Genomic DNA, 12088 nt, shown 5'->3' on the forward strand with positions numbered 1-12088 from the left:
AGGGAACATGAACGGGATGGGGTTGGGCACGTCGACTTTCGGCGCGATATCTCATGCCCAATCAAGAAAGATTGGAGTTATTATGAACATCAAGAGCCTTCTTCTCGGCTCCGCTGCTGCCCTCGCAGCAGTATCTGGTGCTCACGCGGCTGACGCTATCGTTGCAGCTGAGCCGGAGCCGCTGGAATACGTCCGCATCTGTGATGCTTACGGCGCAGGCTACTTCTTCATCCCGGGTACCGAAACCTGCCTCAAGATCGGTGGCAAGGTTCGTACTGAAGGTGAGTGGTACAACGCTTACAACCGTGACAGCAAGCAGGGCACGCTGTGGCACACTCGTGCCGAGCTGAACGTCGACACCGCGACCGACACCGAATACGGTCCGCTGAAGACCGAAACCATCGTTCGCTGGGACTGGAACGACGGCGGCTCCACCTCCACCAACCTGCTGTGGTCCTACATCAGCCTCGGCGGCTTCACGGTCGGTAAGAAGGACTCGCAGTACAACCTGTACATCGGTTACGCTGGCGACGTCATCAACGACGACGTGATCTATGACGGCCCGTACGAACTCAACCAGTTGACCTATGAATACGACGGCGGCAACGGCTTCTCGGCTGTGATCTCGCTCGAAGATTCCAACTCCGGTTCGGATTCGTCCACCTACGACGGCGCATGGCATCAGGCTGAGGGTGACCACTACGCTCCGAACGTTGTTGCCGGTGCCGGCTTCAAGTCTGGCGCATGGGGCTTCAAGGTCGTCGGCGGTTATGACTCGATCGTCGAAGAAGGCGCCATCAAGGCTCGTGTAGACGCTGACTTCGGCGGCTTCTCGGCCTTCTTGATGGGCGGCTGGAACACGGACGGCAAGAAGCTGAACCAGTATGCCGGTTCGAACCAGGACATCTCCGCTTGCACGGCGCCGGACGGCACTGTGAACGGCGCGAAGTGCGGCTGGGGTGACTGGGCTGTTTGGGGCGGCGTTGGCGTTCCGGTCAACGACAAGCTGAAGTGGAACCTCCAGCTCGCCTACACCGACTCGAAGATCTTCGAAGCCACCACGAACCTGAAGTTCAACCCGGTTAAGAACCTCCTGGTCGAGCCGGAATTGACCTACGTTCACTACGACTACGCCCACGACGACACCGTTTCGGGCATCCTGCGCTTCGAACGCAACTTCTAACCTGATCTGACTTGACCTCCGATCAGAGAAGGAAGGGGTCCGGCTTTCCCTGCCGGCCCCCTTTTTTTTGTCGGTAATTCCTGAAGACACAGGTCCGCCCCACGATCAGCGCGCGTATCGCAAGGCTTCCCATCAACCAGAAAGGGGAACCTTGTCGGTGCGGTAGCGTTTATTGATGAAAAGGGACGTGCCTGAACATAGGAGTTACCGCCTTGAAACATCTCGCTTCAATTGCTTTGACCGCTGCGCTGGCAGTGGGATCCGTATTATCGGCCTCCCTGCCCGCCGCGTCCGCCTCATTCGGCAACAACCCGTCCCCTTCATCAGCATCGAACATCATCCTGGTGCAGGAGCACGGAACCCGCGGATTTCCGGGCGATGGCCGGAGAACCGACTGGCGCGATCGCCACCACGACCGCCGCCATTGGCATGAGCGGGGGTGGGAAGGCCGCCGCTGGGACAATGGCTGGAGAGACGGCCGCCGCTATCATCATCGGCCCCATCATGGCGTGATATTCGAAATTCGACCCTGATATCGTGCCTGGAACGGCCGATGCGCAACGGGATTCCCGGACGCGTCGATCGCCATCCAAGCAGCGCGCAGCCCAACGCAAATGGCGGGCTGGGCGCAAGCGGGCTCAAGCCTCCGCAAACGACATGGCCGCTGCCGAGAACCTCGGCAGCGGCCAGTTTAGTTCAAAGCGGTCACGTTTTCTCTGAAATCGCCGAACCGCTCTATCTGCCTGCTTTACGCAATTCCGGACGGAAAGCTGCTAAGCACTTCCCGGAACCGCTACAAGGGAAACCGGCGCATTTCCCTGCTCCAGCCGATCAACGGCAGACGCGTACCTTGCGTACGACCCAGTGGCCATGCTCTCTGTGCTTTACCGTCTTCATATGGCAGTTGCGGTGATGATGGTGATTGCCATGATGGCGATGATGCATCGGAGCGGCCTCGGAAGGCGCGCTGACGGCAAGGAGCGATGCCAGAGCGACTGCGGAAGCAAGAAACAGGTTTTTCATGTCGAACCTCTAAAGCATTGGGGGACTATGCTGCGCGGATCACGCATCTATGTTCATGCGCCGCTTCGCATTAACGACGCATGAACATGTTCTCACATTTGCGAGAGCAACCATGCCTTGAACTAGTTTCTTGAGAAGATCATATTCGGACGCGTAAAAGCTGTCGTAAACGGGCCTTCCGGAATCCCCGGCGTATCCTGTCGGCGCAATCTCCTTAGCCCGCTACCTTTCGGCAGCAGCAAGGGACGAAGTGCAGTGCAAGATGTTGTTATTGCAACGCAAAAATCCTGGACGACAGTGCGCGGCCCGTTTTCAGCCGATTGACGAATGAAGGGGCAGCAGGCGCCGGATGCGTGCATCGCGAAGATAAAGGCCACCCCACGCCATTACCCCGAGCAATAAACTGATAAGTTGTGGCGGCGACCCAATTTCACCGAGGCGAAAATGCGTGCAGATCGCGCCTCCCAGAAAACCGGTTATCAGGATAGCGCCCAGCATGGCGGTACGCGGAATAGCGTAGAGAACCGCGCAGGCGAGCGTAATCAGCCCCAGCAATGATGCCTGGCCGGCCGGAAATCCGGTGGCCTCCATTTCGGCGGTGAGCGTCGCCGGCGAAAACAGACTGACCGCGGCATCGGCGACCAGCACAAGGACTACGATCAATGTCAGCACCCATCCCACACGAGACAACAGGCGCGATTCCACATTCTCAGGCATCACATATCCCCCATATGCCAAAATCCGCCCCAATCGCCGCCCTCGGCCGAGCCAGCGGCTATCCTGCCATGCCGGTAGAAGACTGGTCAATGAAGACGCCCCATGCGTCCGGATCAAGATCGAAAACGAAGCCCGGGAAAATCTGCGCCGCGAAACGCGTGCAATAAAACTGCAAAATTGTGCTGCTAAAGCTGTCCGCTCATTCAGCCGGGAAACAAGCCGTATGCCGGCAATTCCGCATCAGACGCAGTCGCATCGTCGGATGTGAACTTCAGCCTTAAATCTTGCGAAGAAGAGTGGCTCCCCGGGCCGGATTCGAACCGGCGACCTGTCGATTAACAGTCGAATGCTCTACCGCTGAGCTACCAGGGAATGCGCTTGGCGCGGTGTGAGCGGGGTAATACAAATGCTTTCCCGATTTGCCAAGCGGTTTTTTCAAAAAAATCCATTTCTCTTGCATTATTTCTTCGCTTCACCATTTCCTGTGGATGACCGATCAAAGCGACACGACAACGAATGCCGATCGAAATGGCCGGAAAACAAGGCGTTTCGGCATTGATCCCTCGACCCGCGAGCTTGTTTTCGGCTCTGTGAGAATTCCCCTGCCAAGATCGCGGCTTGCCCGTATGGGTGTGGGAATCGGCCTCATCTTTGGCGGCCTGCTCGGTTTTCTGCCGGTGCTTGGCTTTTGGATGCTGCCGCTGGGCTTCATCGTGCTCTCGCACGACATGCCGATCGTTCGCCGCTGGCGCCGGCGCCTGGCCGTCTGGTGGACGAGGAAGCGCCGTCCGGCGAACTAGCCGCTCATTATTTCACGCCGACAGGGCGGGCAGGATTGCCGACGACGGTCGCTCCAGCCGCAACGTCCCTGGTGACGACCGAGCCGGCGCCGATGATGGCGCCATCGCCTATCGTCACGCCGCCGACCAGAATTGCTCCGCCGCCGATCCACACGCTTTTGCCGATCGTGACCGGCCGGGCGATCTCCATGCCCGCTCCCCGCAGCTCCGGATCCTTGTGGTGCTCGGCACAATAGATATGGACGCCTGGCCCCAGCATGCTGCCGTCACCAATGCGGACGCTGGCGCTGTCGAGAATGACGCAGCCCGTATTCATATAGACCCGGCGGCCGAGCGAAATGTTGATGCCATAGGAGCAATGAAACGGCGCTTCCAGGAAAACGCTCTCTCCCAACTCGGCAAAGAGCGCGGACAGAGCGGGAGCAAGATTGCCGCGCTGCGAAGGTGGCATGCTGTTATGCAGATGCACGGCCTCGCGCGCCTGCCAGCGCAAGGCATCGAGTTCCGGGTCGAAGCAGCAGTACCACTCTCCCGCCGCCATCTTCTGCCGCTCGCTGAGACCCATCTTCGCATTCCTCCAATACCTTCGGGATTCGCTGACGGCGATCTTGCAACACCATTCAAGGTGCCAGCAAGGAAGCAATCCCGAGTTCTCCGGCAGCCGACAAGCTATGCGCGAGTAACCACGCCCCGCACGCATTGATTAGCACAATCTCAAATGCACGATCCTGCGAAGAACGATCGTTCGCGAACCGGCGGCTCAAGTGAAAAAGCCCGCCGATACGGGATTCTTGGCCTCAACAAACTGTCACACAGCTTGTCTATAACCCGCGCTACCGCGGACTTGCGCAAGACCACCGGTTCCGAGCTTTCAAAAGGAAATAGGATTATGTCGAAACTTAAAAATTTCATTTCTGCCGCCGCCGCTGGCGTCATGAGCGCTGCGCTGGCGATGCCGGCTGCCGCAGCTCCGGTCAAGTTCGATTTCTGGTTCGGCCTCTCGGGCGATCTGGAGCGCGTCGTTCAGACGATGTGCCAAAACTTCAATGATTCCCAGAAGGACTATCAGGTCGTCTGCACCAGCCAGGGCAACTACGACGCCGCCCTGCAGAACACGATTGCCGCCTTCCGCGCCGGCAAGCAGCCGACGATCGTTCAGGTCTATGACGTCGGCACCGCAACGATGATGCTTTCCGGCGCTTATTATCCGGTCAGCAAGCTGATGGCGGAAAATAACTATAAGGTGAACTGGAACGACTATTTCCCGGGTATCGCCCGCTACTACGCCACCTCGAAGGGCGAGCTGCTCTCCTTCCCGTTCAACTCCTCCACCGCCCTGCTCTACTGGAACAAGGATTCCTTCGCCAAGATCGGCAAGACCGCTGCTCCGAAGACCTGGGAAGAAGCTGCCGAAGACATGAAGGCCCTGAAGGGCGCCGGCTATGATTGCCCGATGGCGATCAACATCTCCGGCAACGAAAGCTGGCAACTGATGGAGCAGTTCTCCGCGATCCACGATCAGCCGGTCGCGACCAAGAACAACGGCTATGATGGCCTCAGCGCCCGCCTGACGGTCAACAAGACCAAGTTCGTTAAGTACGTCACCGACCTCAAGAGCTGGTACGACCAGGGCTTCGTCAAGATCAAGTCCAAGGACCTCGGTCAGGACATGGTTCAGGCCTTCGCTTCCGGCGATTGCCAGATGATCCTGACCTCGGTCGGCGACCACGGCACGGTCACCAAGACGCAGAAGGCCGGCATGAACTGGGATGTTGCCGAACTTCCGGTCTACGCCGGCACCGAGCGGAAGAATTCGCTCGTCGGCGGCGCATCGCTCTGGGTTCTCTCCGGCAAGTCGACCGATGAATACAAGGGCGCCGCTGCGTTCCTGAACTTCATCGCAAAGCCCGAAACCGCCCTCTTCTGGTCGACCAACACCGGCTACATCCCGGTCACCAAGTCGGGCTTCGACTTCATGAAGTCCTCCGGTTTCTATGACAAGGCTCCCTTCAAGGGCCGTGAAGTCGCCATCGCCAGCCTCACCGCTTCCGAGCCGACCCCGATCACCCGCGGCGTCCGCCTCGGCAACTTCACGCAGATCCGCGCTGAATTCGGCAACCAGATGCAGGCCATCTTCGCCAACAAGGTCAGCGTCCAGGAAGGCCTCGACAACCTCGTCAAGAACGGCGACGCCGTCCTCGATCGCTTCGAAGCCACCTACAAGGGCAAGCAGCTGCCGTAAGCCTCGCAGCTGATGAACATAGCAGCGTCCGCCGGGGTTTCCCGGCGGACGTTCGTTATAAGAGCAAGCGTGGCATCGGGATCCCAAGCCGGAAGAGACAATGGAAAAGCGTATAACTTTCAGCAAATGGAGCGTCGGCATCCTGTTCGCAGTGCCGCAATTGCTCCTTATCTTCACCTTTTTCTATTGGCCGGCCGGTCAGGCGATCTTCTGGTCGCTGACGTTGCAGCAGCCCTGGGGCGGCGGCAACATCTGGGTGGGGCTCGATAACTTCAAATCCATCCTTGCCAATGCCGATTACTGGAACTCGGTCACGATCAGCATCATTTTCGCGGCGATCAGCACCGGTATCTCCCTTGTGGCCGCGCTGATCCTTGCGGCGCTGACCGATCGGCAGCTGCGCGGTTCGAAATTCTACAGCGTGGTGCTGATCTGGCCTTACGGCATCGCCGCGCCCGCCTCGGCAATGGCCTTCCGCTTTATCCTGGCGCCCGAAGCCGGCTTCATGTCCATCGTCAATCATTATTGGCCAGGATTCTGGGACCCGGGCCTCGACGGCACCGCCGCCATGGCCTCGATCATCGCCGCCTTCTCCTGGAAATATATCGGCTACAGCTTCATCTTCTTTCTGGCAGCCTTCCAGGCCATCCCACGCTCGCAGATCGAGGCAGCAGCCATGGACGGTTCCGGCGTGCTTCGGCGCTTCTGGGACATCCAGTTCCCGCTGATCACGCCGACGATCTTCTTCCTGCTGGTCATCAACATCACCGAGAGCTTCCAGGATTCCTACGGCATCGTCGATATCATGACGTCAGGTGGGCCGCACAACTCGACCAACCTCATGGTCTACAAGATCGTCTTCGACGGCTTCAAGGGCCTCGACTATTCCGGTGCGGCGGCACAGAGCATCATCCTGATGCTGCTGATCATCGTGCTTACCGTCTTCCAGTTCCGCTTCATCGAGAAGCGCGTGCATTACCGTTGAGGCTGACATGGTCGAGCGCACACCCATCCTTAATTTCTTCACGCATCTGATCCTGTTCCTCGGCTTCCTGGTGGCCGTCGGACCGCTGGCCATCGTTGCCATCGCCGCCTCGCACAATCTGGCCGACGTCAACAAAGTGCCGATGTCGCTGATCCCGGGATCGGATTTCTGGGTCAACATGAAGACGGCCTGGACCACTGCCGACCTCGGCCCCAAACTCGTCAACAGCCTGATCTTTGCGGGAGGCGTCGCGGCGGGCAAGGTAATCATTTCGGCGCTCACCGCCTTTTCGCTCGTCTACTTCCGCTATCCCGGCCGCCACTTCATCTTCTGGCTGATCTTCATAACGCTGATGCTGCCGCTCGAAGTGCGTATCGTGCCGACCTACGCGGTCGCCGCGAACGTCCTGTCCCCTTACCAGGGCCTTCTCGACATCACCGGCATCACCTGGCTCATCCAGAAGGTCACAGGCATCGAAGTATCGCTGAGCCTCGGGCTGCTCAATTCTTATCCCGGCCTGATCCTGCCGCTGATCGCCACGGCCACCGGCACCTTCCTCTATCGTCAGTTCTTCCTGACGATACCGGACGAACTGACCGAAGCCGCACGCATGGACGGCGCCGGAGCGCTGCGCTTCTTCATCGACATTTTGATACCGCTGTCGCGCACCAATATGGCCGCGCTCGGCACCATCATGTTCCTCTGGGCCTGGAACCAATATCTGTGGCCGCTGCTCGTCACCACCGATCCGTCGCACGCAACCGCAGTGACCGAGCTCAAGCAGCTCATCCCGAACGTGGGCGGGCTTCCTGAATGGCACATCGCCATGGCAGGCACGCTGATCGTCATGCTGCCCCCGCTTGCCGTGGTCGTGCTGATGCAGCGCTGGTTCGTTCGCGGCCTGATCGCAACGGAAAAGTGATCCCGCTACCTGCCGCGCCGCATCCGCGCGCGCGGCAGGCCTCTTTGCGATCGAGCATCGATCTGCATTCCGCCGGACCATCCGCATGATGGCCGGCCGCTCTCCCGGCAACCGGTCGAAACCGGTGGCGGCATCGCACGGTTTCCATCCGATGCCTCGCAATACCTGCCCCATACATCGCCGTAGATAACGACTGCCATGCGAATGGCCTTCCTCCATCGGAATGACCGCTTGGCAGCGGGCAGCCTTTCGCGCCAGCGAGGCGGTCGATCCACGCAGGATAAAAAAAACCCGGAAGTCGGGAAAACTTCCGGGCACACCTACTGAAAAGTTATGTTTGAAATCAGCTTGCCAGCACCTTGAGCGGCGTGACGGAGGCGACGGCATCGAGCCGCAGCCCGGTATCCTGGGCGAAGAGATGCGTGTGCTGCTGCGGCAGCTCCAGCGCAACGGACTGGCCGGTCTGGCCGGTCGTGTGATCGGCAACCGCGACGGCGAAGCTCGAGCCGTTGATATCGCAATGGATGACGCGGCCCGCACCAAGCTCTTCGACGAAATCGACCGTTGCCGGGATCGCGCCCGGCGTACCTGCCGCGACCAGGCGCGCATGCTCCGGGCGGATGCCGAGAGCAACCGGCTGGCCGGCATGGCGCTTGCCGATATTCGCATCGATGGAGATCGGGATACCGTCGAAGATGAATTGTTCGCCGTTAGCCGAGAAGGTCCCTTCCAGGAAATTCATGGCCGGCGAGCCGATGAAGGAACCGACGAAGCGGGTGCGCGGCGTGTTGTAGACCTCGAGCGGCGTGCCGACCTGCTCGACATTGCCCTTGTACATGACGACCAGCTTGTCGGCGAGCGTCATGGCCTCGACCTGATCGTGCGTCACGAAGACGGACGTTGCCGAAAGGCGCTTGTGCAGGCGGCGGATCTCGACGCGCATCTGCACGCGCAGCTTGGCATCGAGGTTGGAGAGCGGCTCGTCGAAGAGGAAGACCTTCGGCTCGCGGATGATGGCGCGGCCCATGGCGACGCGCTGACGCTGGCCACCGGAAAGCTCGGCCGGCTTCCGGGCGAGAAAATCTTCGAGGCCGACGATCCTGGCGGTTTCCTTGATGCGGCGATCACGCTCGGCACGCGGCACACCGGCCACCTTCAGGGCGTAACCCATGTTGGCGGCGACATCCATGTGCGGATAGAGCGCATAGTTCTGGAAGACCATGGCGCAGCCGCGCTCGCGCGGCTCGAGCTGGTTGACCACCTTGCCGTCGATGACGATCTCTCCGGAGGAAATATCTTCCAGGCCGGCGATCATGCGCAGCAGCGTGGACTTGCCGCAACCGGACGGTCCGAGAATGACGACAAACTCGCCTGATCGGAAATTCAGGTCGACGCCATGGACCACCTGATTGCGTCCATAGGCCTTGCGAACTTGTTCGATCCGGATTTCCGCCATGTTAATCTTCCCCGCCTGTCAATTCTGGGCATGTCAATCGGGTGGACTGCTAGCGAATTTGCATTACAGAACAGTGACAAGGGCCCTTATATCACAAGATGCATCCCGATTTCCTCACGAGAGTTGCGTGCGGAATTCCTCGATGAAACGCGCGGTGGTGGAACCATTTCTCCACCGGGGCCGTATATTGGTTCCGGCGGCGGCAAAACCCATGAAGTTTTAGAAGGCGGACGATCGGCCAGGACCATGACGACATCGAAGAAAGAGCCGAATCCCATCCTGCTGTGGTTCCGCAAGGATCTCCGTCTCGACGACAATCACGCTTTGCATGCCGCCGCGACATCGGGCCGCCCGGTCATTCCCGTTTATATTCGCGAGGCGGAGGCAAGTGAGTGCGGGCCGCTGGGTGCGGCGCAGGCTTGGTGGCTGCATCATTCGTTGGCCGCCTTGCAGGAAGCCCTCGATGCGCTCGCCAGCAAGCTCATCCTTCGGCAGGGCGATGCGCAGACGGTACTCGAAAAGCTTCTTGCGGAGACCGACGCCGAGGCCGTCGTCTGGAACCGGCGCTATGATCCGGCCGGCATCGCCGTGGACACCCGGGTCAAGAAGGCGCTGCGGGACAAAGGCATCGAGGCCAACAGCTTTGCGGGTCAGCTGCTGCATGAGCCGACGCGCCTGCGCACGGGCACCGGCAATCACTACAAGACCTATACGCCCTTCTGGCGCGCGCTCGAGCACTCCTGCGAGCCGCCATTTCCGATCGAGGCGCCGGAAAAACTGCTCGCCCCAAGACATTGGCCACAGTCGGATTCTCTCGATTCCTGGTCGCTGCCGCCGACAAGGCCGAACTGGGCATCGGCCTTCGCGGAGATGTGGGTGCCGGGCGAAGCCTCAGCGCACGAGAAGCTGGAGGATTTCATCGACGGTGCGATCGACGGATATGCGGTCGGCCGCGACTTTCCGGACAAGCCGGCAACCTCCCTGCTCTCGCCCCATCTGGCGCTCGGCGAAATTTCGCCGGCCCGCATATGGCATGCGACACGCGGGCTGGCCGGCAAGATTCCCGCGGACAATATCGTTCGCTTCCGCAAGGAGCTTGCCTGGCGGGAATTCTGCTATCACCAGCTCTTCCACTTCCCGAAACTCGGCTCCGCCAACTGGAACGATCGCTACGACGATTTTCCCTGGCATGCGGATGCCAGGCTCTTCGACAGCTGGCGGCGGGGGCAAACGGGATATCCGATCGTCGATGCCGGCATGCGGCAGCTGTGGCGGCACGGCTGGATGCATAATCGCGTCCGCATGATTACCGCCTCCTTCCTCATCAAGGATCTGTTGATCGACTGGCGCGAGGGCGAGGCATGGTTTCGCGATACGCTTGTCGATGCCGATCCGGCGGCCAACGCCGCAAACTGGCAGTGGGTCGCGGGATCCGGCGCCGACGCCTCCCCCTTTTTCCGCATATTCAATCCGGTGCTGCAGGGTGAGAAATTCGATCCGGATGGCGGCTATGTCCGTGCATTTGTGCCGGAACTGGCCGAACTCGACAGCAAGTATATCCATCGGCCCTTCGAAGCGCCCGACGATGTGCTGAGGCGTGCCGGCATAGAACTGGGCAAGCATTATCCCCGCCCGATCGTCGATCATGCTGTCGCGCGGCAGCGCGCGCTTGCTGCGCATGCTTCGCTGAAAGGTGACGAATGAGCGCTATTCGGCCGGGTGCGGTGTAACGCGCGGGCCGACCGACCGGCGTTTGTGCCCACCTCCAAGAAAATATCCAAGCACCCGGAAATAAAGGCTGTAAGGCAGAAACTTCAACAGCTTTGCACGGTAGACCATGCTCTTCGGGAAGCTGATGTCGAAAGCCGCTGATTTCAATCCGGCGGCGATCGCATCCGCCGCCTGCTGCGCCGATACGACGTCGGGCATCTCGAACTTGTTCTGCGCCGTCAGCGGCGTCTTCACATAGCCCGGCGTCACGAGCTGGATATGGATGCCCATGCGGTCGAGCTCGAAATTCAGGCTTTCGGCCATGTTGATAAGCGCGGCCTTGCTGGCTCCGTATGCGGCACCACCCGGCAGGCCGCCATAACCCGCCACGGACGACACGAGGGCGATCTGGCCATGTCCCCTGGCGCGCATATGGCGCACCGCTGGAACGAGGCAATTAACGACACCGTGGAGATTGACGGCGAAACTGCGCTCGAACACCTCATGATTGAGATCCTCGCCGCGCGCCGGCAAATAAATGCCGGCATTCAGGACCGCCAGGGAAACGGGGCCGTGCTGATATTCGATGGCGGCAACGGTGTGCTCCATATCCTCCGCATCGGTCACATCGCCGTCGAGTACGACGATGCTGCCGGCAAGCGCGCTTGCCTCCGCCTGCAAAGCCAGAAGCTTGTCGTGGCTGCGGGCGGTAACGGCCACCTTGTACCCCTCTTCCGCCAGCTTCAGCGCGAGCGCGCGGCCGATGCCGGAACTGGCGCCGGTAATCCAGACGACTCCGTGTTCAGGGCGTGCGATGAACGGGCTCATGGCTCTTCTCCTTGGCTGGGCGGCCGCCAACATCAAACGCTCAATCGCGGCCGTCCTTGGCATTTTAGAAATAGCGTATCATTGTGGCCGCTTTCGGCCGGTTTGCAGGCTCGGCGCGGAAATCGATGTCACCGACCGGAGACCATCGCACCCCATGGAAAAGCCGGGTCGATGGATGCCGCCAAGTCGAATTTTGCCGTGCGAACAAACAGCAAGGAACAG

The 12088-nt window shown here is 60.1% G+C and carries 12 protein-coding genes and 1 tRNA gene; 7 read left to right on the plus strand and 6 right to left on the minus strand.

Features of this window, described 5'->3' with window-relative positions; genetic code table 11:
- The first annotated feature begins 82 nt into the window (after positions 1–82).
- A complete protein-coding gene (locus tag GR212_RS08035; protein ID WP_163985958.1) occupies positions 83–1183 on the plus strand; it encodes a porin in 1101 nt (366 codons plus the stop codon).
- Positions 1184–1395: 212 nt separating this feature from the next.
- Positions 1396–1716 carry a hypothetical protein gene (locus GR212_RS08040; RefSeq protein ID WP_163985960.1) on the plus strand — a complete coding sequence of 107 codons (321 nt, stop codon included), beginning with the start codon at positions 1396–1398 and terminating at the stop codon, positions 1714–1716.
- Between the two features lie 298 nt (positions 1717–2014).
- On the opposite strand, the gene GR212_RS08045 is transcribed toward GR212_RS08040, so the two are convergent.
- From GR212_RS08045 to GR212_RS08055, 3 genes are all read right to left on the minus strand, one after another.
- Positions 2015–2206 carry a hypothetical protein gene (locus GR212_RS08045; RefSeq protein WP_163985961.1) on the minus strand — a complete coding sequence of 64 codons (192 nt, stop codon included), beginning with the start codon at positions 2204–2206 and terminating at the stop codon, positions 2015–2017.
- Between the two features lie 312 nt (positions 2207–2518).
- Entirely contained in the window at positions 2519–2923 is a 405-nt protein-coding gene (locus GR212_RS08050) for a DoxX family protein (protein ID WP_163985963.1), read from the minus strand.
- Between the two features lie 297 nt (positions 2924–3220).
- Positions 3221–3295 (minus strand) — tRNA-Asn (locus GR212_RS08055).
- A 116-nt stretch (positions 3296–3411) separates the two neighbouring features.
- On the opposite strand from GR212_RS08055, the gene GR212_RS37040 reads away from it, so the two are divergent.
- Positions 3412–3723, plus strand: coding sequence for a hypothetical protein (locus GR212_RS37040; RefSeq protein WP_163985965.1), 312 nt, complete (start codon positions 3412–3414; stop codon positions 3721–3723).
- Between the two features lie 7 nt (positions 3724–3730).
- Here GR212_RS37040 and GR212_RS08065 read toward each other — a convergent pair whose 3' ends face one another.
- A complete protein-coding gene (locus GR212_RS08065) occupies positions 3731–4288 on the minus strand; it encodes a sugar O-acetyltransferase (protein WP_163985966.1) in 558 nt (185 codons plus the stop codon).
- A gap of 324 nt (positions 4289–4612) precedes the next feature.
- Between GR212_RS08065 and GR212_RS08070 the strand changes: the two genes are divergently transcribed.
- From GR212_RS08070 to GR212_RS08080, 3 genes are all read left to right on the plus strand, one after another.
- Positions 4613–5965, plus strand: coding sequence for an extracellular solute-binding protein (locus tag GR212_RS08070; protein ID WP_163985968.1), 1353 nt, complete (start codon positions 4613–4615; stop codon positions 5963–5965).
- A 100-nt stretch (positions 5966–6065) separates the two neighbouring features.
- A complete protein-coding gene (locus GR212_RS08075) occupies positions 6066–6950 on the plus strand; it encodes an ABC transporter permease subunit (RefSeq protein ID WP_163985970.1) in 885 nt (294 codons plus the stop codon).
- Positions 6951–6957: 7 nt separating this feature from the next.
- Positions 6958–7872, plus strand: coding sequence for an ABC transporter permease subunit (locus GR212_RS08080; protein WP_163985971.1), 915 nt, complete (start codon positions 6958–6960; stop codon positions 7870–7872).
- Between the two features lie 343 nt (positions 7873–8215).
- Here the strand turns inward: GR212_RS08080 and GR212_RS08085 are convergent, their stop codons facing one another.
- Positions 8216–9328: a sn-glycerol-3-phosphate import ATP-binding protein UgpC gene (locus GR212_RS08085; RefSeq protein WP_163985973.1), complete on the minus strand. Its 1113-nt coding sequence runs from the start codon at positions 9326–9328 to the stop codon at positions 8216–8218.
- Positions 9329–9574: 246 nt separating this feature from the next.
- Between GR212_RS08085 and GR212_RS08090 the strand changes: the two genes are divergently transcribed.
- On the plus strand, positions 9575–11032 hold the full coding sequence (locus GR212_RS08090) for a cryptochrome/photolyase family protein (protein WP_163985975.1): 1458 nt from the start codon (positions 9575–9577) through the stop codon (positions 11030–11032).
- A gap of 3 nt (positions 11033–11035) precedes the next feature.
- Here GR212_RS08090 and GR212_RS08095 read toward each other — a convergent pair whose 3' ends face one another.
- The gene (locus tag GR212_RS08095) at positions 11036–11866 is read right to left on the minus strand and encodes an SDR family NAD(P)-dependent oxidoreductase (RefSeq protein ID WP_163985976.1); all 831 of its coding nucleotides are present in this window, start codon (positions 11864–11866) and stop codon (positions 11036–11038) included.
- Between the last annotated feature and the right edge of the window lie 222 nt (positions 11867–12088).

The sequence above is a fragment of the Martinezella lusitana genome (assembly GCF_010668395.1).
Taxonomy (GTDB): Bacteria; Pseudomonadota; Alphaproteobacteria; order Rhizobiales; family Rhizobiaceae; genus Rhizobium; species Rhizobium lusitanum_A.